This is a genomic window from Pseudonocardia sp. CA-107938, from assembly GCF_050936315.1.
In the GTDB taxonomy this organism is placed as follows: domain Bacteria; phylum Actinomycetota; class Actinomycetes; order Mycobacteriales; family Pseudonocardiaceae; genus Pseudonocardia.
The window spans coordinates 1-20,008 of the sequence record NZ_JBNJNA010000001.1 but is presented as its reverse complement, the minus strand read 5'-3'; the positions used below and the strand labels follow the sequence as shown (position 1 = coordinate 20,008).

Genomic DNA, 20,008 nt, shown 5'->3' with positions numbered 1-20,008 from the left:
CATGACCGACGTCCGCGTGGGAGTGGTGTTCCGTCCGCAGTCGCCGCCGGAGGAGCTGCGGGAGGCCGTCGTCGCGGCCGACCAGGCCGGCATCGACGAGCTGTGGGTGTGGGAGGACTGCTTCTTCGAGGGCGGCCTCACCACGGCCGCCGCCGCGCTCGCGTGGAGCGAGCGGATCACCGTCGGGATCGGGTTGCTGCCTGTGCCGCTGCGCAACCCGGCCCTCGCCGCCATGGAGATCGCCACGCTCGCGCGGACGTTCCCGAACCGGTTCTCCCCGGCGCTCGGGCACGGGGTGCTCGACTGGATGGGCCAGGTCGGGGCGCGCGTCGAGTCGCCCATGACGTTGCTGCGCGAGTACACCGACGCCGTCCGCCGCCTGCTGCAGGGGGAGACGCTCACCGTGTCGGGCCGCTACGTGCACCTCGACGACGTGGGGCTGGCGTGGCCACCGCCGGTGGCCCCGCCCGTCGTCATCGGCGCCCGCGGGCCGAAGACCGTCGCGCTCGCCGGTGAGGTGGGAGACGGCGTGCTGCTCGACGCCTGGCTGGTGACCCGGGACGGCGGCGTCGACACGGAGTACCTCGCGACGGAGTCCGCGCGCGTGCGCGAGGCCGCCGCGGCGGCCGGCCGTCCGGCGCCGCGGGTCATCACCTTCGCGGAGATCGAACCGGAGACGCCGGCGCTCGGCGACCGCGCCCGCGAGCTCGTCGCCGCGATCGCCGCCGCCGGTGCCGACACCGTGGTCCTGCAGTGCACCTCGGAGCACCCCAACCCGGGCCCGCTCATCGCCGCGCTCGCCGGCTGACGGGAGGCGCGTGAAACGCGCCTGCAACCCGCGGGCCGGACCCTGGGCCGATGCGCAGTGAACTGTTCGGCGCGAACCACGCCGAGACCGCCGCCGACCGGCCCGGGATGGTTCTGCAGAACTCCAAGATGCTGAAGGTCGCCCTGAACGGCGAGGTCGTCGCCCGGCAAGGCGCGATGGTCGCCTACCAGGGGCAGATGGCGTTCGAGGCACTCGGCTCCGGCGGCGTCGGGCGCTTCGTCGCGCAGGCGTTGACCGGCGAGGGCATCCCGCTGATGAAGGTGACCGGGCGCGGCGACCTGTTCCTCGCCGACACCGCCTCCGACGTCTTCGTCATCGACCTGGACGGCTCCGACGGCGGGCTCACCATCAACGGCGCCAACGTGCTGGCGTTCGAACCCGGGCTGCGGTGGGACATCCGCCGGGTGCAGGGTGCCGGCGTGCTGTCGAGCGCGGGACTGTTCAACTGCGTCTTCACCGGCGCCGGCCACATCGCGATCACCTGCAAGGGTGCGCCGGTGGTGCTGTCGGTCGACCAGCCCACCTACGCCGACCCGCAGGCGGCGGTCTGCTGGTCGGCCGGCCTCTCCACGGGGTTCCACCGGGCCGACCAGCTCGGTCTCGGCACGTTGCTGGGACGCACCACCGGCGAGGGCTACACCATGAGCTTCGCCGGTCAGGGGTTCGTCGTGGTGCAGCCGTCGGAGGAGCCGCCCGGCAGCCTCGTCGCCGGTGCCGGCAGCGGCCAGCAGGCCGGCAGCGCGGGCGGCGTCGGCGGGATCATCGGCGGCTTCCTCGGCGGGCGCTGACTACTCCCAGGGCACGCCGGGATAGGGCGAGCGGCGCGCGGCCTCCGCGACGGTGAGCGTCCCCTTCCGCACCTGGACGTGCAGCTCGGCGATCTCGGCCAACCGGTCGCGCTGCTCGGCGACGAACGCGGGTCCCACCGGGTCGCCGTGCCCCGGCACCACCACGGCGCGCCCGAGCGCCAGCAACGCCGTCAGCGTCTCCGGCCACGCGGCGACATCGGCTTCGGCGAGGTCGGGCGGCGCACCCTGCTCCACCAGGTCACCGGCGAACACGACACCGGCGTCCGGCACGTCCACGAGCAGGTCGTGGTCGGTGTGCCCGCGCCCGAGGTGGCGCAGGACGGCCACCCGTCCACCGAGGTCGACCTGCGGCGGCGCCGGCGACGGCAGGACGGGCGCGGAACCGGCAAGCGCGTCGGCGGTCGCGTCGTCGCCGCGGTCGCGGTAGTACCCGACCCACTCCGTGCGCTGCGCGTCCGCCGTGCGGGCGATCGCGGCCGCGCACCCCTCGTGCGCCAGCACGGGCACCGGGCCGAACGCCGACGTACCGAAGCAGTGGTCGAAGTGCGCGTGCGTCACCGCGACGGTGACCGGCAGCGCGGTCCGCTCCCGCACCGCCGCCGCCCACTCGGCGCCCTGCGCAACGTCGCCGCGGGTGTCGACCACCAGTGCCCGTTCCTCACCGAGCACGAGCCCGACCGTCAGGTCCAGCTCCGCGTAGCGGCGGGCGAACACACCGTCCGCCAGCTCGATCCACGTCCCGTCCATGGGGTCATGATCGCCTGAGGAGGCCGTCGACGAGGCGCGGAGCCGTGTCGCTCGTGTCGTGCGCCGCGGCGATCGCGACGTCCTCGGCGAAGCCGTCGGCCACGAGCTCCCGCCCGGACGACAGCTCGGCGAGGACCGCGGGCAGCCGGTCGGCGACCGCGCGGAACTGGGCCACGGCGAGCTCGGCCTCCGGCGAGCGCCCGTCGAGCGCGGCGGCGATGGCCGCGGCGCCGAGCAGGTCCTCCACGGCGACGCGCAGGGTCCCGTCCGGCCACCGCTCCCCGGCCGGCACCAGCCCGATCGCGCCGTCGCCTGCGACCTCCGCGGCCGCCGCGGCGACGGCGGAGGCATTGCGCAGGCACCCAGCGAAGACCGTCGCCGTGCCGGTGGCCGCCGCGAGCGCGCAGAGCGTCGACCCGTTCGGGGACGGGAGTGCCAGCCGCGTCCCACCCGGCAGGGTGCGCAACGACGCCGGCGACAGGGACGGCCCCGAGCTGCGCCGCGGACCGGCCAGCACCGCGCCGGCCGCCTCCGCGGCGGCCGCGTCGCGGCGCGGCATGGGCAGGACATCGACGCCCCGCGCGGTCGCCACATCGACGCAGGTGCTGAACGACAGGACGTCGACGACCACCACGACCGCGCAGTCAGCAGCCAGCACCCCGACGCCCTCCGCGCCCCACTCCAAACGCACCCGATGCCCGCGCTGCCGGTGCTCGTCCCGAACGATCATGGGGACGACGCTAGTGCCGCGACGATCAGGCCTCCACCAGATTGAACACGGTGCGTGACGGCGCCCCGGTGTACAGGAGGCCGATCACCACCGCGGCCATGGCCTCGAGGTGGCGGGCGCGGTGGAGCGGCCCGATGTCGCGGGGCTCGCCCCCGATGTCGCGGACGAGCTCGGACACGACGTCCTTCCCGGCGGGGTCGTCACCGGCGATCGGGACGACCAGCGAGCGGTCGTCGAACCGTGGTGGTTCCATGGCCCACACGTCGGCGTGGCACTGGTTGAAGGCCTTGACGACCCGGCTGCCCGGGGCGAGCCGGGCGATCTGCTCGGCCAACGAGATGTCGCCCGTGGTGAGGGTGAAGCTGCCGGTCTCCACCGGGTTGTTGCAGTCGATGAGGGTGCGACCGGCGAGCGTCCCGTCCGCTGCTCCGGCTTCGAGCAGTGCGGGGATCACGCCGGTGGGCCAGATCGCCAGGAGGGCGGCGTCGCCGTACACCGCGGCCTCGCGCAGGGTGCCGCTCGGGACGTCCGGGCCGAGCCGCGTGGCGAGTGCCTTGGCCCGTCCGACGTCGCGGGCACCGATCATGACCTCGTGTCCGGCGGTGGTCCAGCGTGCGGCCAGCACGGACGCCATCATGCCCGCACCGATGATGCCGATCTTCATGATTGATTCCTCCCGGCCCGGGGCGCGTGCCCGATGCCGGCTACGAGGATGCAGAGCCGTGGGGAACCACCCGGTGCCCTACGCGGTGCGTTCGACGGCCGCGGCGACCTGCTCGCCGTGCTGCTCGGCCCAGCGGGCCAGCACGGTGACCGGTTCGAGCAGGCTCTCGCCGAGGTCGGTGAGCGCGTACTCCGCGCCCGGCGGTGCCGAGGGGATGGAGCGTCGCCGCACCAGCCCGCTGGTTTCCAGGCGCCGCAGCGTCTGCGTCAGCACCTTCTTCGAGATCCCGCCGATGCGTTCCAGGAGCTCTCCGTACCGCAGCGGACCCTCGCGCAGCGCGAACACCACGACGACGGACCAGGTGCCCGCGATCAGGTCGAGCGTGGTGCGGGCGGGGCAGTCGGCCAGGAAAACGTCCGTGTCCACCCCATCAGTTTCACAGGCACAGAGAGCTCGGCGCAGCGAGTCGAACTAGAGCCGCCAGACCTGATCGGTGGTGAGCACGCGGTGCGCTTCCAGCAGCGCCAGGACCGACCGATCGCGGGCGGTCAGCCGGCGGTGGCACCGCCGGCGCCGGATCGGGTTCGGCGTGGGGCGTCGCCGCCGTCCGTCGGAACGGCGGCCCTGGTCATCTGCCGAGTCCACCCATGAAGATCCTCGAGGTGCCAGCTGCGGACCATGCGGCCGTTCTTGATCTGGTGGAACTCGTGGATCGTGATCGAACTCGGTCTGCCGGCCGGGGGACGCCGAGGAACTCTCCGCGGTGGGTGCCGGTCAGCGCGCCGCGCACGGCCACTCGCCCCGACGCGGCGACGACGTCGTGCAGGACGACCCGCGCGTTCGCGAAGCACGCGTGGAACTCCTTGATGTGCGGCTTGAGGCCCTCCGGCCCTGGAGGCTGACCGGGGATGCTGGGGATGTCCTCCCAGTCGGGGGCGAGTATGTCGTCCAAGAGGTCCGGCTCCCCTCCGACCGCCCGGTAGAGCGTTTCGACGATTCGTCGTTCGTCATCGGTGGCGCCGAAGACCTGGGGCCCGTCGGGTACGTCGGTCATGGTGTTCCTTCCTCAACGGGATGGACTCGAGGCTCGGGAGGCCCCGATGGTTCAGCGGGTTGCGGCGGCGAGGGCGCCGCGCACCCTCGCGGCGTTGCCGGGTACAGCGACCTGGACCGTCTCCCCGGCGTAGATGACGTGGGCCGGGGTGCCGGGCTGCCAGCGCCAGCCCTCGGCGAGTGGGCCGGCGTCCACCGTGTCGTAACCGATGGCGTCCAGGAACCGGGATGCGTCCGCCTTGGCGTCGGGGTCGTCGCCGGCGATCGGCAGCGCGGTGCGGTCGGCTGCCCCGTTCGGGCGGGTGAGGGTGCGCAGCGTGTGGAAGAAGATGTTGTTGAGCGCCTTGACGACGTGCGACCCGGGCAGGCGTTGCTGCACCATTTCGCTGGTGGTGATCGAGGCGTCGGCGAGTGCGGCGTCGAGTTCGGCGATGTGGCCGTGGAGTCGAGGATCGTAGTTGATCGTGTCGAGCACGGTCTTGCCCTCGAGCGGCTCGACCGGCACCTCGGTGTAGGCCCGCACCGGCACGGAGATCACGACCAGATCGCCGGCCTCAGCTGCTTCGGCAGGGGTGGCCGCCCGAGCTCGGGGACCGAGTTCAGCGACCAGGTCCGCGAGGGTCTCCGATCCCCGTGAGTTGCTGACGACGACGGAGTAGCCCCCCGCGACGGCGAGCCGCGCGACCGTGCCGCCGATTCGACCGCTTCCGATGATTCCGACAGTCCGCATGGGCGTTGGCTCGCTCTCGATCGGGACCGGTGCCTCCACTAAGGTGGAGGCACCCCTCCGCGGAGGGGTGCCTCCGAAGGTAGCGGAGGGGTGCCTCCGCATGCAAGCGCTCGTCGAGAGGAAGGCGTCATGGCGACTGCCCCTGGCACGTCCGAAACACCCCGGGTCGCGGTGACCCGGCCCCAGCGCGCCAGCAGCCGACAGAAGTTCGAGGCGCTCATCGCCGCAGCTCGTGACGTCTTCGCCGGCGACGGCGTCAACGGATCACTGGAGGAGATCGCTCGGCGCGCCGGGGTCGGCATCGGCACGCTCTACCGCAACTTCCCGACCCGGCAGGCGCTGCTCGAGGCCGTGTACGTCGACGAGGTCGAAGCCCTCGCCCGCGTCGCCGACGAGCTGAGGGATCTGGACCCGTGGGAGGCGCTGGCGATCTGGCTGCGCCAGTTCGTCGGGTACGCCACCACCAAGCGGGCCGTTGTGGAGGGTCTCAACCTCGACTCGCCGATGTTCGGCGCGTGCATCGCCCTGATCCATCGCGCCGGCGAGCCGCTGCTCGAGGCCGCCCAGGACGCGGGGAAGGCCCGCAACGACGTCGGCTTCGAGGATGTACGTCTTCTGATCAACGGCATCGCGAGCTCGAACTTCGCGGACGATGCCCAGCGAGAACGAGTCCTGGGCATGGCACTGGACGGCATCAAGACGCAGGGCTGACGGTCGCGGCTGGTGGATGCCGGGCGCCGCTGAGACGGTCGTCGACATCTCCAGCCTCGTCCGGTACGGGCGCGACGGATCTCCTTCCAAGGCCTCGCCGCGCGCCCCCACACCGACGTCCAGCATCGGTTCGCGCTCGTTCCCATGACGGGTCGGCACGTCGCGCTCGCCCGTCGCTGGATCCACGCTGAAGGACCGGAGCGGTGGCTCCCGCCGTGTCACCGCACCGGTTCGGTGGTCTCCCGGCGGGCGCGCGCGTACACCAGTGCCGCGAGGAGGCAGGCGGCAGTCGCGGGGAGGAAGCTCGCGCCGCCGGGCAGCGCGCCCATCACCGCCACCCCGACGGTGGCGCCGGCCTGGCGGGCGGCGTTCAGCATCCCGCCGGCGGCGCCGGCGACCTCGGCGGGCACCGCGGAGACGGTCGAGCCGGCCAGCGCCGGCAGCGCGAACGACACCCCGAACCCGACGCCGAGCAGGCCGGCCGCGAGCACCGGGTACGGCGCGTCGAGGGCCACCGCGCCGGCCAGCGCGGCGGTGCCGGCCGCGAGCAGACCGAGCCCGAGCAGGATCGCAGGCCGGGGACCGCGCCGGGCGACGAGCCGGGCGGTCACGGGCGGGTTGGCCACGAACGGAACGGTCATCGGCAGCAGGGCCAGCCCGGTGCCGAGCGGCCCGAACCGCCCGGCCAGCACCAGCGGCAGCACGAACAACGTGCCGGCCAGGGTGAGGTTGACCGCCGCACCGGCGATCAGCCCGGCCGGCACCCCGCGCACGCCGAGCACCGCCGGGTCCAGCGCGGGCGCGTCGCTCGTGCGGTCGACGCGGACGAGCACCGCCCCGATGACCGCTGCGCCGACGGCACTCAGACCCGCGTGCGCCCACGCGCCGGCGCCCGCCGCGATCAGGGCGTCCGTGCCGAGGGCCAGTGCGGCGATCACGGCGGCGTGGCTGCGCAGGTCGATCCGCCGCGCCGACCGCTGCTCGCCGGCCCGCCCGGCCGTCGCCGCGAGGACGGCCATCGCCACCGGCACGTTCACCAGGAAGGCCGCCCGCCAGCCCGCTGCCCCCACGAGCACACCTCCGACCACCGGGCCGAGCGCGACCGCCGAGCCGCTGATCGTCGCCCAGGTCGCGACGGCCCGGGCCCGCCGGGCCGGTTCGGGGTGCAGCCGCGCGACCAGCACCAGCGACGCCGGTACGCACGCCGCCGCGGCTGCGCCGAGCAGTGCGCGCAGGCCGATCAACACCTCCACCGTGGGCGCGGCCGCGCACAGCGCCGAGAGCGCGCCGAACGAGAGGACGGCCGTGCGGAAGGTCCGCCGGGCGCCGGCGGTGTCGGCGACCGCGCCGGCCGACAGCAACAGGGCGGCGAAGACGACGGTGTAGGCCGTCGTCACCCACTGCAGCCCGCGCACCGACGCGCCGAGCGACACCGCGAGATCCGGTTCGGCGACGGCCACGACGGTGGTGTCGAGCAGGACCATGAAGTACCCGAGGGAGATCCCGACCAGCGAGACGTTCGTGCGCATGCGCTCAGGCTCACCGCGGACCCCGGCCCGCTCCACCGGATCGGCACTACGCTGCGTTCGGAGAATCCGAACGGTCCGCAGGGGGGCAATGGTGGAGCTGCGGCAGCTGCGCGTCTTCGAGGCGGTGCTGCGGCACGGGTCGGTCACCGAGGCCGCGGTGGCGCTGGGGTTGGCGCCGTCGAGCGTGTCCGCGCAGATCCGCGCGCTGGAGGCCGGGCTCGGCACCGCATTGTTCGAGCGCGCCGCCCGTGGCATGACGCCGACGGCGGCCGGCGAACGGCTGCGGCCGTGGGCACGGCGCCTTCTCACCGACGCCGAGCAGGCCGCGGCTGCGACCCGCGGCGCCGCGACCGCCGTTCGGCTCGGCGCGCTCGAGACCATCGCCGCCGCCTGCGTGCCCGCGGTCCTGCACCGGCTCGGCGCCCGGCGGCCCGACGTCGCGGTCCACGTGCACGCCGAGGCCCGCCGCGACGTCCTGCTGGGCGATCTCGCCGCGGGAGCGCTCGACGCGGTCCTGCTGCTGGACAGCGGCACGGCGCTCGGCGAGCTCGGGTTCGGCGTGCCGGCCGAGCCGCTCGCGTTCATCGATGTCGACGCCGTTCCACTGGTGCTCGTCGCCGCGCCGGGGCACCCCGCCGCGGCCCGCGACCATCTCGCGCCCGACGATCTCGCCGGCGAGAAGCTGCTGGTCAACGCGCCCGGCTGTTCGTTCCGCATGGCGGCTGAGGCGGTGTTCGGCCCGGCCGTGGCGCGGGTGCCCGCCGGTGGGGTCGCGGTGATGCGGGCGTGGGCCGAGCAGCGGCTGGGGATCGCGGTGCTGCCCCGGTTCGCCGTCGAGGATGCGCTCGCCGCCGGCACCCTGGTGGCACTGCCGCTGCCGTTGGGGGAGCTGGCACTGCGCCTGGTCTGGGACGCGGCGCGCGAGGCGCAGGTCCCGGGGTTGCGGGACGTGCTCTACGCGGCGTGCTGAACGCACCCCCTGTTCACTCGGCGCCGGTAGCGTCGTGGCACATGTCCACCCACGACGTGCTGGGCCGCGTCGGCCTGCCGATGCCCCTCTCCGAGCTCTCGGCCCGCACGTGGGACGTGGTGCTGGTCGGGGGTGGGCACAACGGGCTCGCCGCCGCGGCGTACCTCGCCAGAGCGGGCCGGTCGGTGCTGGTGCTGGAGGCGCGCGAGCAGCTCGGTGGTGCCGCGACCCTGACCCGGCCGTTCCCCGAGCCGGAGTACCTGGTCAGCCCGTGCGCGTACGTGGTCGGGCTGCTGCACCCGCTCGTCGTGGAGGAGCTCGATCTGCGCCGGCACGGGTTCGACGTGGTGCTGCTCGACCCCAGCCTGTGGTGCCCGTTCGAGGACGGGACGTCGCTCGCGCTGGGGACCGACGCCGCCGCTTCGGTGGCCGCGCTCGCCCCGGCCGACGTCGAGGGCTACCTGGCCTACGAGGAGCTGTTCGAGCGCATCCGCGCCGGGCTGCGGACGAAGGCGCGCGACACCTGGGTCGGCGCGGCGCCGGATCGCGCCGAGCTGGCCGAGCTCCTCGACCCCGAATCGCTCGACGTGCTGCTGCACCGCTCGATCGCGGACGTCGTCGAGGAGCACGTCCGGGACGAGCGGCTGCGTGCCGCCCTCCACGGCCAGGGCGTGATCGGCACCTGGGCCGGACCGCGCGACCCGGGCACCGCAGGCGTCCACGCGATGCACGCGCTGGGCACGCTGAACGCCGGCCGGTGGGGGTACGTGCGCGGCGGTACCGGTCGGGTGTCGTTCGCGCTGGCCGACGCGGCGGTCGAGCACGGCGCCGTGCTCGCCACCGGGGTCGCGGTCGCGGCGATCGAGCCGGGGGAGGGCGTGCGGCTGGCCGGTGGCGAGCTGATCCGCGCCGCGACGGTCGTGTCGAACGCCGACCCCGTCACCACGACCGCACTGTGCTCCGAAGTACCGGCCGCCTGGCAGCATCGGGTGGACGCGTGGCAGTGCAGCAGCCCGGTCATCAAGATCAACTGCGCGCTGGAGCGACTCCCCGTCTTCCCGGCGGCGCAGGGCGCCGACCTGCCCTACCGCGCGATGACCACCATCACCACCGGCATCGACGCCACCCAGGCGGCGTTCGGCCGGGCCGTCGCAGGCGAGCCCGCCCCGTCGTGGGCGGAGGTGTACTTCCCGTCGTTCTACGACCGCACGCTCGCCCCGGACGGCCGGCACGTGATGAGCGTGTTCGCGCAGTACGTGCCCTACACGCTCGCCGACGGCACCTGGGAGAGCCGGCGCGACGAGATCGCCGACGCCGCGCTCGCCGAGGTGGCGCGGTTCGCCCCCGACGTCGTCGACGTGATCGTGCACCGCGAAGTGCTCGGCCCGCCGGACGTGGAGGCGCGCATCGGCCTCGCCGGCGGCCACATCTTCCAGGGCGACTGCTTGCCCGACCAGATGTACGACCGCCGGTTCACCCCGCGCACCGGTATCCCCGGGCTGTACCTGTGCGGCGCGGCCACCCACCCCGGCGGCAGCGTCATCGGGGTGAACGGCCGCAACGCCGCGATGGCCGTGCTGGCGGACACGGAGGTCCGGCCGTAGTGCCGAGGTCTGCGCCGCACCGCGCCCGCGTCAGGGCGTCAGCCCGAGCAGTTCCGGACGGGTGGCGCGGGAACGCCACACCGCCGCCGGATCGGCTACCAGCGTGCGGTTGCGCAGATCGAGCAGCCCGCTGACCGTGCGCACCCGGGCGGCCACCACGCCGTCCGTGCGCCGCACCTCGTGCTCGACCGTGTGCGTGCGGCCGGAGCCCCAGCCGAACGCGCACGTCACGTCCACCTCGTCGCCGCCCCGCAGTTCGTGCAGGAACCGGATGGTGGTCTCCAGGTTCACCGGACCCATGCCGTCGGCGATCAGGTCGTCCACCACGACCCCGGCGGCGCGGACGCACTCGAACCGGTTGTGGTCGGCGTACTGGTGGTACACCGCCCCGTTGACGTGCAGCTGCGGGTCGAGCTCGTAGCTGCGCACGGCCATCCGCAGGCGGAACGGCTCCGTCATGTCCCGCTCACCAACTCGCGCGAGCGGGCGGTCATCCGGCGCAACCCGTCGGCGCCCGTCTCCATCCAGCCGCCCTTGACCCAGCCGCCGACGGCCTGCGGCGCGAAGCCGTGCCGCCGCAGCAGGGCGATGCACTCCGGCCCGGTGAGGGCGCGATCGCCCCACTCGAGGATCGCGGCCCGGTACCGCTCGTCCTGGGTCGGCTCGCCGGCCGCGCCGGTCAGCGCGTCCGCGAGGGCGCCGAGGCTGCGGCCGACCTGGCGCAGGGCGGCGGCGATCGCCGTGAGGTCCGGTTCCGACGGCACCGCAAAAGCATAGCAATCGCTAGCGATCGCTGGAACGATCAGGCGCCGGCCAGCGCGACCTCCGAGGTGGACGGCTGGTCGAACTGCGTGCGGTGCAGCTCGGCGTAGCGGCCGCCGCGGGCGAGCAGCTCCGCGTGCGTGCCGCGCTCGACCACGGTGCCGGCCTCCAGCACGAGGATCTGGTCGGCGCTGCGGATCGTGGAGAGCCGGTGCGCGATGACGATCGCGGTGCGCCCGTCGAGCGCCTCGCCGAGTGCCTCCTGCACCGCCGCCTCCGACGTGGAGTCGAGGTGTGCGGTGGCCTCGTCGAGCACCACGATCCGCTGGTTCGCGAGCAGGACGCGCGCGATGGTGAGACGCTGCCGCTCGCCACCGGAGAGCCGGTAGCCGCGCTCTCCGACGACGGTGTCGAGCCCGTCGGGCAGCGACGCCACGAGCTCTGCCAGCCGCGCGCGCTCCAGCGCGTGCCACAGCTGCTCGTCGGTGGCCTCCGGCTGCGCGAGCAGCAGGTTGGAGCGGATCGACTCGTGGAACAGGTGCCCGTCCTGCGTGACCAGCCCGACCGCCCGGCGCAGGTCGTCGAACGAGAGGCCGCGCACGTCGACCCCGCCGAGCCGGACGGATCCGCCGTCGGTGTCGTAGAGCCGGGGGAGCAGCTGCGCGATCGTCGACTTGCCGGCGCCCGACGAACCGACCAGCGCGATCATCTGCCCCGGCTCCGCACGGAACGACACCTCGTGCAGCACCTCCTCGCCGCCGCGGTCGTCGAGCCGCGCGACGTCTTCCAGCGACGCCAGCGACACCTTCTCCGCCGACGGGTAGGCGAACCGCACGGCGTCGAACTCGACGGACAGCGGACCCTCCGGCAGGTCGACCGGGGTGGCCGGCTCGGCCACCAGCGGCGCGAGGTCGAGCACCTCGAAGACCCGCTCGAAGCTCACCAGCGCGCTCATCACCTCGACCCGGGCGCTGGCCAGCGCCGTGAGCGGCGCGTAGAGGCGGGTGAGCAGGAGCGCCAGCGCGACGACGTCGCCGGCCGCGATGCCACCGGTGAGGGCGAAGTAGCCGCCGAGCCCGTAGACCAGTGCCAGTGCGAGCGCCGACACCAGCGTCAGCGCCGAGACGAACACCCATTGCACCATCGCGGTGCGCACGCCGATGTCGCGCACGCGGGCCGCGCGGGCGACGAACTCGGCCGTCTCCTCGGCGGGCCGCCCGAACAGCTTCACCAGCGTGGCGCCGGGCGCCGAGAACCGCTCGGTCATCTGCGTGCTCATCGCCGAGTTGTGCGCCGCGGCCTCGCGCTCGAGCTGGGCGAGCTTGCTGCCCATCCGCCGCGCGGGCAGCACGAAGATCGGCAGCAGCACCAGCGCGAGCGCGGTGACCTGCCAGGACAGGCTGAGCATCACCCCGAGCGTGAGGGCCAGCGTGACGATGTTGCCCACGACGCCGGACAGCGTGCCGCTGAACGCCTGCTGCGCGCCGATCACGTCGTTGTTGAGCCGGCTCACCAGCGCGCCCGTGCGGGTGCGGGTGAAGAATGCGACGGGCTGGCGCTGGACGTGGTCGAACACCGCCGTGCGCAGGTCGAGGATCAGGCCCTCGCCGAGGGTGGCCGACTGGTAGCGCTGCAGGACGCCGAGGCCGGCCTCGGCCACCGCGATCACGGCGATCAGGACCGCGATGCCGACGACGGCCTCGATCGGGCCGCCGCGGACGATCGCGTCGACCGCCTGCCCCGCCAGGATCGGAGACGCCACCGCGAGCGCAGCGCCGACCACGCTGACCAGGAGGAACATCGCGATCAGCCGACGGTGCGGACGGGCGAACCGCCCGATCCGCGCCAGCGTGGCCCGCGAGAACGGCCGCTTCTCCTCCTGCGCGTTCGCAGCGTGGTACATCGAGTGCCACGCCACCATCTCCATGCTCATCTGACTGCCTCCTGCTGCGGGTTCGCCGGAGATGACCTGCCGGCCGTCCCGAACTCATCGGTGAGCATGCCGCGATACCCCGACAGTTCCGGTCGGGTTTGCGGCGTGCGTCCTCGCGACAGAAGATAGGAGCTGAAGTCAGGTTCAGGTCAACCGTGGAGATCCACGACGTCGCCCGGCACGAGCGGAGCGTCGGGGTCGTCGACCGCCCAGCCGACGGCCGCGGAAGCGGCTCCCCGCGTCGCCGCCCGTACCTCGACCGGCCCGCTGCTGGTCAGGACGGTGACGAGCGGGGCCGGACGGGCCCGCGCCGCCCGGTACTCCTCGATCCGGTTGACGTTGAGCAGCGAGTCCAGGTGCGGGTCGGCGGCGGCGAGCGCAGGATCACCCAGCAGCACGGCCGCGTCCGGCCGCTCGACCCGCAGCTCGGTGAGATCGCGCGCCGGGCGGACCCGGCCGGCCGCGAGCAGCCCGTGCAGGTGGCCGACGATCGCCGTCCGGTAGGCCGCAGCCAGCGGCTGCGGGTGCCCCAGTGCCTGCGGCATGACGACGTCGACGCCGGGACCCAGGCGCGCGAGCACCGCCCGCACGAACGCCGGGTGCAGCAGCGGGAGGTCCGTCGAGCAGACGAACGCACGGGCGGTCCGTGCGGCGACGGCGCCCAACCCGGACGCGATGCCGTGCATCGGACCGAGCCCCTCGTCCGGGTCGTCGACGACCTCCACCGCGCCGGGTAGCTGCGGCAGTGGCTGGCCCGGGGCCCGCGCGACGACCACGGGACCCGCGACTGCCCGGAGCAGCAGCCCGGTCACCCGTGCCAGCAACGTCGAGCCGTGCCACTCCAGCGCCGCCTTCGCGGTGCCCATGCGGGTGGATCGACCGCCGGCCAGCACGATCCCCGCGGCGTCGGGCACGCGGGGTTCGGTGGCCATCGGCCGAGAGTAACCACCGGTCAGTACGCTCCCTCGCGTCCGCCGCCATGGGGGTGGCGCAGCGAGGAGACAGCCATGAGTCCGGTCGACGAGATCCTGTCCCAGATCCCGATGCAGCAGCTGGCCGGCCAGCTGGGCGTCGACGTCGATACCGCCGCGCAGGCGGCGCGTGCCGCGGTGCCCGCGCTGCTGGGCGGGATCCAGGCCAACACCGCCGACCCGGGTGGGGCGGCCTCGTTCGCCGAGGCCGTGCAGCAGCACAGCGGCGACCTCGTCGACGGCGGCGTCGATCTCTCGCAGGTCGACACCAGCGAGGGTCAGAAGATCGTCGGCCACGTGTTCGGCGCCAACGAGGGCCAGGTCGTGCAGCAGCTCGGCGGGATCGGCCAGGGCGGCTCCGGGATCGGGCAGGAACTGATCGCCAAGCTGCTGCCGATCCTCGCCCCCATCGTCATGTCGTGGCTGGCCAAGCAGCTGCTCGGGGGCAACGCCGCGGCTCCCGCCGGAGCCCCGGCCGGCGGCAGCATCGGGGACGTGCTCGGCGGGCTGCTGGGCGGCGTGCTGGCCGGTGGCCTCGGCGGCGGGGGCACCGCGCCGCAGCCGCAGCAGGGGATGCCGGACCTGGGCTCGCTGCTCGGCGGGCTGCTCGGCGGCGGGCGCCGCTGAGGGCCCCGACACGCCCGACCACCGCGTAGGGCAGGATTTCCTGCCGTGCGCGTGTACCTCGGTTCCGACCACGCCGGCTTCGAGCTCAAGGCCCACCTGGTCGCGCAGCTGACCAGCCTGGGCCACGAGGCGATCGACGTCGGCCCGGCCACCTACGACGCGCAGGACGACTACCCGCCGTTCTGCGTCGAGGCGGCCCGCCGCACGCTGGCCGACGCCGGCAGCCTCGGCGTCGTCATCGGCGGCTCCGGCAACGGCGAGCAGATCGCGGCGAACAAGGTGCCGGGGATCCGCTGCGCGCTCGCCTGGAGCGTCGAGACGGCGACGCTGGGCCGTCAGCACAACGACGCGCAGGTCGTCGCCGTCGGTGCGCGGATGCACACGCCCGAGGAGGCCACGGCGATCGTCGAGGCGTTCGTGACCACCCCGTTCTCGAACGAGCCGCGCCACCAGCGCCGCATCGACCTGCTCGCCGAGTACGAGCGCACGGGCGTGCCGCCGGCGTTGCCGGTCGACCAGATCCCCGGCTGATGCCGGAGGGGCACACCCTCCACCGGCTGGCGCGCCGGCACCGCGCGCTGTTCGGCGGCCGGCCGGTGGCCGTCTCGAGCCCGCAGGGCCGGTTCGCAGCGGGCGCCGCCGCCGTCGACGGCATGGTGCTCAAGCGGGCGGAGGCGCACGGCAAGCACCTGTTCCACCACTACGCGCCCGACCGGGTGGTGCACGTCCACCTCGGTCTCTACGGCACGTTCGACGAGGCGCCGGCGCCCGCGCCCGAGCCGCGCGGCCAGGTGCGGATGCGCATGGTCGGCGAGACCGCGTACGCCGACCTGCGCGGCGCGACCGCCTGCGAGCTGCTCACGGCGGCGGAGGCCCGGGTGATCCGCGCGCGGCTCGGCCCCGATCCGCTGCGCCGCGACGCCGACCCGGAACGGGCGTGGGCACGGGTGTCGCGCTCGCGTGCGCCGCTGGCGACGCTGCTCATGGACCAGGCCGTGGTGGCCGGGGTCGGCAACGTCTACCGCGCGGAGACGCTCTTCCGGCACCGGCTCGACCCGCAGCTGCCCGGGACGGCATTGGCGCGCGAGCAGTGGGACGCGCTGTGGGCCGACCTGGTCGCGCTGATGAAGGACGGTGTGCGGCGCGGCCGGATCGACACGGTGGAGAAGGAGCACGACCCCCGCCGTCAGGGGCGGGCTCCGCGCAAGGACCGGCACGGCGGCGAGGTGTACGTCTACCGGCGTGCGGGGATGCCGTGCCTGGTCTGCGGCACGCCGGTGGCGCACACCGAACACGCTGCGCGGAACCTGTTCTGGTGTCCGTCCTGCCAGCGTGGATGACCGGATCCACGCCGACTGGCACCGCCGGCGTGGACCCGGGACCGGTCACGGGAGGGTGTGACCGGTCTGGGCGGTGTCGAGCGCAGGTGCGCACGTGCACGACCGCGCACTGGGGGTGCCCGGGATCGTGCGCCACCGCCCCGCCTGACCACTCGTACGACATCGGAGTGGCGTTACGAGAGCCTACTGTGGTGTCCGGGTGCGTGAAAATGACAGACCTGTGATTTACCGTGGCTCGCATGGAGACGACGGACACGACCGGATGGTGGCACTGCCCGGGCTGCGGCGTCGACGCCGAGCTGGAGCTCGATGCGGTTGCCGCCGAGCCGACCACCCAACCCTGCCCCGACTGCGCCGAACCGATGCTCGAACGGCAGCCGTGGGGAGTGGCAGCCTGAGCGCCTACCCGACGAACCGGGCCATGAGCACGTCGTCGACGTAGGCGCCGTCGAGGAGGAACTCCTCGCGCAGGACGCCTTCCTCGGTGAACCCGCACCGCGCGTAGAGCCGCCGGGCGCGGTCGTTGTGGGCGAGCACCCGCAGCGTCACCTTGCGCGCACCCCGTGCCTCGGCCTCGGCGACGGCCGCCTCGACCAGGCCGGCGCCGAGGCCGTGGCCCGTCGCGTCCGGGTGCACCGCGAGCCCGTTGATCTCGAGCACGTGCTGGTGTGACGGCGCGTCGCCGAAGACGTTGCGCAGCACCACGAACCCGACCACCCGACCGTCCAGCTCGCCCACGATGACGTCCTCGACGGGCGTACGGGCGAAGAACGACCGCGGACTGCCCGGGTGCGGCGCCGGCGACGTCAGCGTGCTCCAGGTGGCGTCGTCGGTCACGACCAGCGCGTCGTCGTCGAAGAGCTCGGCTTGCCGGGTCGTGATCACGCGAGCGAGACTGCCAGATCCAGCTCGTAGTCCAGCCCTGTCACCGGCACGCCGAAGCCGTCGTGCGGCGCGCGGGCGATCTCGCGGAAGCCGCGGCTCGCGTAGAGCCCCCTGGCCGCGGTGAGCACGTCGGTGGTCCACAACCGCATGCGCCGGTAGCCTGCGCCGGCCGCGAAGGCGACGCACGTGTCGACGAGCCGCCCGCCGACCCCGAGACCACGGGCATCGGGGTGCAGCAGCAGGAGCCGCAGCTGGGCGACCTCCGGGCCGGCGTCCGACGGCGTGCAGACCACCGAGCCGACCCGGTGCCCGTCCAGCTCGGCGATCCAGCCGCGCTGGCGTGCCCGGTCGGCGGGTCCGGCGATCTCGGCCACGGCCCGCACCACGTGCCGCTCGAAGCCGGCGTCGAAGCCGTACTCGGCGGCGTACAGCTCGCCGTGGGCCATCACCACCCAGCCGAGATCGCCCGGCGCTCCCCATTCCCTGATCCGCACGTCACCCATGAGCCACTCCACTGAAACAAGTGTTTCAGTGCAGAATGGCCCCGTGCCGGCTCCACCGCAAGCGCCTTCCGCTCGGCGCACCGAACTGCTCGAGCTCGCCTACGCCTACGTGCTGCAGCACGGGATGGGCGGGATGTCCCTGCGGCCGCTCGCGGAGGCGATCGGCTCCAGCCCGCGGGTCCTGCTCTTCCTGTTCGGTTCCAAGGACGGGCTCGTGCAGGCCCTCCTGGAACGCAGCCGGGCGGACGAGGTGGCGCTTGTCCAGCAGGTGCGTGACGGCGACGGGGGCGCCGCTGAGGCAGCCTGGCGGATCTGGTCCTGGCTCGCCGCCCCGGCTCACCGGGACCTCCTGCGGCTGTGGGCCGAGGGCTACGGGCGGTCGCTCGTCGAACCCGACGGGGCGTGGGGCGGCTACGCGCAGCGCAGCGTCGCCGACTGGCTCGCGATCCTCGGCGACACCGGGGCGGACCCGGTGGCGGCCACGGCGGCACTCGCCGTGCTGCGCGGCGCGCTGCTGGACCTGCTCGCCACCGGCGACGAGGAGCGCACCACGGCGGCCGTCCGTCGGGCGCTCACCCCGCTGCGCTGAGGAACTCCCGCAGCGCGGCCAGCGTCTCCGCCGGCCGCTCCTCGACGAGGAAGTGCCCGGCGTCGATGCTGACGCCGCGCACGTCGGACGCCCGCTCCCGCCACACGTCGACAGGATCTTGCGGCCGGTTCCCGACCACGCCGCGGGCACCCCACATGACCAGCAACGGCACGTCGACGCGGCGGTCCAGGTCGGCGCGGTCGTGCTCGAGATCGACGGACGCGCCGGCCCGGTAGTCCTCGAGCATCGCGTGCCGCGCCTCGGGATCGGCGAACGCCCGCTCGTAGGCCGCGAGCGCCTCCGGGGCGAAGTGGTCCGTGCTGCCGCCCCACGAGCCGAGCAGCATCCGCAGGTAGCGGAGCGGGTCGCCGGAGATCAACATCTCCGGGAGGGGCTCGGGCTGGATGAAGAGGAACCAGTGGTAGTAGGCGGTGGCGAGCGTGCGATCCACGTTCTCGTAGACGTGCAGGGTCGGCAGGATGTCCAGCACCGCGGCCCGCTCGACCAGCGCAGGATGGTCGAGCGCCATCCGGTGCGTGACCCGGGCGCCCCGGTCGTGCCCCACCACCGCGAACCGCTCGTGCCCCAGCTCGCGCATCACCGCGACCTGGTCGGCGGCCATGGCCCGGAACGAGTAGCCGGCGTGGTCGGGCCCCGACGGCGGCCGCGACGACTCCCCGTACCCGCGCAGATCCGGGACGACCACGGTGAAGTCGTCGGCCAGCTGCGGCGCCACCGCGTGCCACATCGCCGACGACTCCGGGAAACCGTGCAGGAGCAGGACCGGCGGCCCCGACCCCCCGTGCGCGACCGCGATGGTCGCCTCGCCGGTATCGATGCGCTGCCGCTGGAAACCGTCGAACACGGGTCCGACGCTAGTGGTCGGGGTGGCGGGATTTGAACCCACGGCCCCTCGCTCCCAAAGTCCTGGCAGACGGTGTGAGGTCGGCTGCCACCTGCGGTGGGACGTCGAACAGGACCGTTGCCGTGCAGCTGCAGCAGAGGCCGTTGCTACACGACTGCTACACAACCGGCCTCGACTGAGTCGTTGAAGTTAGTCGAGTCGACTGACTTTGCTCGGCGTCTCACGGTCAGGTGGCGGCGCGCTCTCAGCTGAGTCGGGGGCATGAGCTGATCTTGATCGCCGCACTTCACTGAGAGATCTCACTTCTTTCCAGCCGTCCCGGCGCCTACAGAGTTTACCGCCGTAAGGAATGCAGTGTGCCGTCCGGATCCGAAGGTAGCTGCCACGCCCAATGCAAGAGTCAGGATAGAAACGGTCAGCAGCCACTGTCGTAGCTCAATTGGAAGAAGCCCCATGCCGTCTGCCAGAAATATGATCGCCGCGGGAGCGAAAGATGCTATTATTCGTCGCAATAGTGATGTCCAATTCCATCTTGGCCCACTATCGACGAGAAGCGAGTCCTTGTTAGCCATGGGCAGCTTGTGTAGATTGCCTGATAAGACTGCTGCCAGCGTTGTTAGGATTTGATCTTCTATGTCACGTCGTGTGCTCGGCTGAGGTACTGTCACCCAACCTGCCATCTCGGAGAAATGTAGGCCGGCGAGGGTGAAATGCTGCCTAATATCATCATTCACATTCTGGAAGATGTATCGCGACCCGAATAGCCCGCTCTCCATCGAGCGGCCGACCCGGAGGAGTCTGACGGCTAGGCGCGATCGGCGACGTGAGCTGAGAATCTTGGCGTTTGGCTCGTTTAGGATTGAGAGAATGTCGATTAGGTGGAACAGTACGAATGGCTCGTGGTCGTATTGGGGTATCAAGCGGGCGAGCATTGGCACGAAAAATCGGGAGAATAGGTAGGAGAGCAGTGTTATCCATACGATTAGGAATGCCAATGCTGACCCCAGTGCGCCCGGTCGGTCGCCGCTCCCAGGCGATAAGGCAGTGATGCTGGCGGACCCGCCTGCGCCGAGGGGATACGCAGGCTCAGCGCATCTGCGACGCCAAGCGTTTCGGACGGCCTCAACTGCGCCGATAAGAAAAATGGTGATCGCGGA

General features: G+C 73.0%; 24 protein-coding genes. 10 read left to right on the top strand and 14 right to left on the bottom strand.

Translation table 11 applies throughout. The features are described 5' to 3' along the window. Nucleotide 1 precedes the first annotated feature (1 nt). Entirely contained in the window at nt 2–808 is an 807-nt protein-coding gene (locus tag ACQEVB_RS00120) for an LLM class flavin-dependent oxidoreductase (protein WP_432962981.1), read from the top strand. 50 nt (nt 809–858) lie between these two features. Then, on the top strand, nt 859–1,617 hold the full coding sequence (locus tag ACQEVB_RS00115) for an AIM24 family protein (RefSeq protein WP_432962977.1): 759 nt from the start codon (nt 859–861) through the stop codon (nt 1,615–1,617). Here the strand turns inward: ACQEVB_RS00115 and ACQEVB_RS00110 are convergent, their stop codons facing one another. From ACQEVB_RS00110 to ACQEVB_RS00085, 6 genes are all read right to left on the bottom strand, one after another. Beyond that, nucleotides 1,618–2,385 carry an MBL fold metallo-hydrolase gene (locus ACQEVB_RS00110; RefSeq protein WP_432962974.1) on the bottom strand — a complete coding sequence of 256 codons (768 nt, stop codon included), beginning with the start codon at nt 2,383–2,385 and terminating at the stop codon, nt 1,618–1,620. Between the two features lie 4 nt (nt 2,386–2,389). Next, nucleotides 2,390–3,115 carry a 2-phosphosulfolactate phosphatase gene (locus ACQEVB_RS00105; protein WP_432962971.1) on the bottom strand — a complete coding sequence of 242 codons (726 nt, stop codon included), beginning with the start codon at nt 3,113–3,115 and terminating at the stop codon, nt 2,390–2,392. Between the two features lie 25 nt (nt 3,116–3,140). Continuing rightward, entirely contained in the window at nt 3,141–3,779 is a 639-nt protein-coding gene (locus tag ACQEVB_RS00100; RefSeq protein ID WP_432962968.1) for an NADPH-dependent F420 reductase, read from the bottom strand. Between the two features lie 78 nt (nt 3,780–3,857). Next, nucleotides 3,858–4,205, bottom strand: a complete 348-nt coding sequence (locus ACQEVB_RS00095) for a winged helix-turn-helix transcriptional regulator (protein WP_432962965.1) — start codon at nt 4,203–4,205, stop codon at nt 3,858–3,860. A 202-nt stretch (nt 4,206–4,407) separates the two neighbouring features. Beyond that, a complete protein-coding gene (locus ACQEVB_RS00090; protein WP_432962962.1) occupies nt 4,408–4,833 on the bottom strand; it encodes an ester cyclase in 426 nt (141 codons plus the stop codon). Between the two features lie 51 nt (nt 4,834–4,884). Next, complete coding sequence (locus ACQEVB_RS00085) at nt 4,885–5,562, bottom strand: NADPH-dependent F420 reductase (protein ID WP_432962959.1); 678 nt, start codon at nt 5,560–5,562, stop codon at nt 4,885–4,887. Nucleotides 5,563–5,691: 129 nt separating this feature from the next. Here ACQEVB_RS00085 and ACQEVB_RS00080 point away from each other — a divergent pair, with 129 nt between their 5' ends. Further along, nucleotides 5,692–6,273, top strand: a complete 582-nt coding sequence (locus ACQEVB_RS00080) for a TetR/AcrR family transcriptional regulator (protein ID WP_432962956.1) — start codon at nt 5,692–5,694, stop codon at nt 6,271–6,273. A gap of 218 nt (nt 6,274–6,491) precedes the next feature. Here the strand turns inward: ACQEVB_RS00080 and ACQEVB_RS00075 are convergent, their stop codons facing one another. Further along, nucleotides 6,492–7,802, bottom strand: a complete 1,311-nt coding sequence (locus ACQEVB_RS00075) for an MFS transporter (protein WP_432962952.1) — start codon at nt 7,800–7,802, stop codon at nt 6,492–6,494. Nucleotides 7,803–7,893: 91 nt separating this feature from the next. On the opposite strand from ACQEVB_RS00075, the gene ACQEVB_RS00070 reads away from it, so the two are divergent. Next, entirely contained in the window at nt 7,894–8,772 is an 879-nt protein-coding gene (locus ACQEVB_RS00070) for a LysR family transcriptional regulator (protein ID WP_432962949.1), read from the top strand. A gap of 41 nt (nt 8,773–8,813) precedes the next feature. Further along, nucleotides 8,814–10,376, top strand: coding sequence for a phytoene desaturase family protein (locus tag ACQEVB_RS00065; protein ID WP_432962946.1), 1,563 nt, complete (start codon nt 8,814–8,816; stop codon nt 10,374–10,376). Nucleotides 10,377–10,406: 30 nt separating this feature from the next. Here ACQEVB_RS00065 and ACQEVB_RS00060 read toward each other — a convergent pair whose 3' ends face one another. The 4 genes from ACQEVB_RS00060 to ACQEVB_RS00045 all read right to left on the bottom strand — a co-directional run bounded on the left by ACQEVB_RS00060 (nt 10,407) and on the right by ACQEVB_RS00045 (nt 14,003). Then, on the bottom strand, nt 10,407–10,835 hold the full coding sequence (locus tag ACQEVB_RS00060; RefSeq protein ID WP_432962943.1) for an acyl-CoA thioesterase: 429 nt from the start codon (nt 10,833–10,835) through the stop codon (nt 10,407–10,409). Then, complete coding sequence (locus tag ACQEVB_RS00055; RefSeq protein WP_432962940.1) at nt 10,832–11,140, bottom strand: hypothetical protein; 309 nt, start codon at nt 11,138–11,140, stop codon at nt 10,832–10,834. Before ACQEVB_RS00055 ends, ACQEVB_RS00060 begins: the two co-directional genes overlap by 4 nt. Before the next feature lie 38 nt (nt 11,141–11,178). Further along, complete coding sequence (locus tag ACQEVB_RS00050; protein ID WP_432980008.1) at nt 11,179–13,041, bottom strand: ABC transporter ATP-binding protein; 1,863 nt, start codon at nt 13,039–13,041, stop codon at nt 11,179–11,181. A gap of 179 nt (nt 13,042–13,220) precedes the next feature. After that, nucleotides 13,221–14,003, bottom strand: a complete 783-nt coding sequence (locus ACQEVB_RS00045) for a molybdenum cofactor guanylyltransferase (RefSeq protein WP_432962937.1) — start codon at nt 14,001–14,003, stop codon at nt 13,221–13,223. 75 nt (nt 14,004–14,078) lie between these two features. Between ACQEVB_RS00045 and ACQEVB_RS00040 the strand changes: the two genes are divergently transcribed. From ACQEVB_RS00040 to ACQEVB_RS00025, 4 genes are all read left to right on the top strand, one after another. After that, entirely contained in the window at nt 14,079–14,669 is a 591-nt protein-coding gene (locus ACQEVB_RS00040) for a DUF937 domain-containing protein (protein ID WP_432962934.1), read from the top strand. A 45-nt stretch (nt 14,670–14,714) separates the two neighbouring features. Further along, nucleotides 14,715–15,200 carry a ribose-5-phosphate isomerase gene (locus tag ACQEVB_RS00035; protein WP_432962931.1) on the top strand — a complete coding sequence of 162 codons (486 nt, stop codon included), beginning with the start codon at nt 14,715–14,717 and terminating at the stop codon, nt 15,198–15,200. Then, complete coding sequence (locus tag ACQEVB_RS00030) at nt 15,200–16,009, top strand: Fpg/Nei family DNA glycosylase (RefSeq protein WP_432962928.1); 810 nt, start codon at nt 15,200–15,202, stop codon at nt 16,007–16,009. Before ACQEVB_RS00035 ends, ACQEVB_RS00030 begins: the two co-directional genes overlap by 1 nt. A 239-nt stretch (nt 16,010–16,248) precedes the next feature. Then, on the top strand, nt 16,249–16,407 hold the full coding sequence (locus ACQEVB_RS00025; protein WP_432962925.1) for a hypothetical protein: 159 nt from the start codon (nt 16,249–16,251) through the stop codon (nt 16,405–16,407). A 4-nt stretch (nt 16,408–16,411) separates the two neighbouring features. Here the strand turns inward: ACQEVB_RS00025 and ACQEVB_RS00020 are convergent, their stop codons facing one another. Next, nucleotides 16,412–16,894, bottom strand: coding sequence for an N-acetyltransferase family protein (locus ACQEVB_RS00020; protein ID WP_432962922.1), 483 nt, complete (start codon nt 16,892–16,894; stop codon nt 16,412–16,414). Further along, complete coding sequence (locus tag ACQEVB_RS00015; protein WP_432962919.1) at nt 16,891–17,397, bottom strand: GNAT family N-acetyltransferase; 507 nt, start codon at nt 17,395–17,397, stop codon at nt 16,891–16,893. Before ACQEVB_RS00015 ends, ACQEVB_RS00020 begins: the two co-directional genes overlap by 4 nt. 43 nt (nt 17,398–17,440) lie before the next feature. Between ACQEVB_RS00015 and ACQEVB_RS00010 the strand changes: the two genes are divergently transcribed. Beyond that, nucleotides 17,441–17,986 (top strand): TetR/AcrR family transcriptional regulator, encoded by a 546-nt coding sequence (locus tag ACQEVB_RS00010; RefSeq protein ID WP_432962916.1) that lies wholly within the window; start codon nt 17,441–17,443, stop codon nt 17,984–17,986. On the opposite strand, the gene ACQEVB_RS00005 is transcribed toward ACQEVB_RS00010, so the two are convergent. After that, on the bottom strand, nt 17,970–18,851 hold the full coding sequence (locus ACQEVB_RS00005) for an alpha/beta fold hydrolase (protein ID WP_432962913.1): 882 nt from the start codon (nt 18,849–18,851) through the stop codon (nt 17,970–17,972). The genes ACQEVB_RS00010 and ACQEVB_RS00005 overlap by 17 nt on opposite strands. Nucleotides 18,852–20,008 lie beyond the last annotated feature (1,157 nt).

Excerpts from the sequence above, each read along its gene's own strand:
- ACQEVB_RS00120 (WP_432962981.1), top strand. The coding sequence starts at position 2 with ATGACCGACGTCCGCGTGGGAGTGGTGTTCCGTCCGCAGTCGCCGCCG.
- ACQEVB_RS00065 (WP_432962946.1), top strand. The coding sequence starts at position 8,814 with ATGTCCACCCACGACGTGCTGGGCCGCGTCGGCCTGCCGATGCCCCTC.
- ACQEVB_RS00080 (WP_432962956.1), top strand. The coding sequence starts at position 5,692 with ATGGCGACTGCCCCTGGCACGTCCGAAACACCCCGGGTCGCGGTGACC.
- ACQEVB_RS00040 (WP_432962934.1), top strand. The coding sequence starts at position 14,079 with ATGAGTCCGGTCGACGAGATCCTGTCCCAGATCCCGATGCAGCAGCTG.
- ACQEVB_RS00115 (WP_432962977.1), top strand. The coding sequence starts at position 859 with ATGCGCAGTGAACTGTTCGGCGCGAACCACGCCGAGACCGCCGCCGAC.
- ACQEVB_RS00075 (WP_432962952.1), bottom strand. The coding sequence starts at position 7,802 with ATGCGCACGAACGTCTCGCTGGTCGGGATCTCCCTCGGGTACTTCATG.
- ACQEVB_RS00090 (WP_432962962.1), bottom strand. The coding sequence starts at position 4,833 with ATGACCGACGTACCCGACGGGCCCCAGGTCTTCGGCGCCACCGATGAC.
- ACQEVB_RS00085 (WP_432962959.1), bottom strand. The coding sequence starts at position 5,562 with ATGCGGACTGTCGGAATCATCGGAAGCGGTCGAATCGGCGGCACGGTC.
- ACQEVB_RS00025 (WP_432962925.1), top strand. The coding sequence starts at position 16,249 with ATGGAGACGACGGACACGACCGGATGGTGGCACTGCCCGGGCTGCGGC.
- ACQEVB_RS00060 (WP_432962943.1), bottom strand. The coding sequence starts at position 10,835 with ATGACGGAGCCGTTCCGCCTGCGGATGGCCGTGCGCAGCTACGAGCTC.
- ACQEVB_RS00110 (WP_432962974.1), bottom strand. The coding sequence starts at position 2,385 with ATGGACGGGACGTGGATCGAGCTGGCGGACGGTGTGTTCGCCCGCCGC.
- ACQEVB_RS00105 (WP_432962971.1), bottom strand. The coding sequence starts at position 3,115 with ATGATCGTTCGGGACGAGCACCGGCAGCGCGGGCATCGGGTGCGTTTG.
- ACQEVB_RS00100 (WP_432962968.1), bottom strand. The coding sequence starts at position 3,779 with ATGAAGATCGGCATCATCGGTGCGGGCATGATGGCGTCCGTGCTGGCC.
- ACQEVB_RS00030 (WP_432962928.1), top strand. The coding sequence starts at position 15,200 with ATGCCGGAGGGGCACACCCTCCACCGGCTGGCGCGCCGGCACCGCGCG.
- ACQEVB_RS00045 (WP_432962937.1), bottom strand. The coding sequence starts at position 14,003 with ATGGCCACCGAACCCCGCGTGCCCGACGCCGCGGGGATCGTGCTGGCC.
- ACQEVB_RS00050 (WP_432980008.1), bottom strand. The coding sequence starts at position 13,041 with ATGTACCACGCTGCGAACGCGCAGGAGGAGAAGCGGCCGTTCTCGCGG.
- ACQEVB_RS00015 (WP_432962919.1), bottom strand. The coding sequence starts at position 17,397 with ATGGGTGACGTGCGGATCAGGGAATGGGGAGCGCCGGGCGATCTCGGC.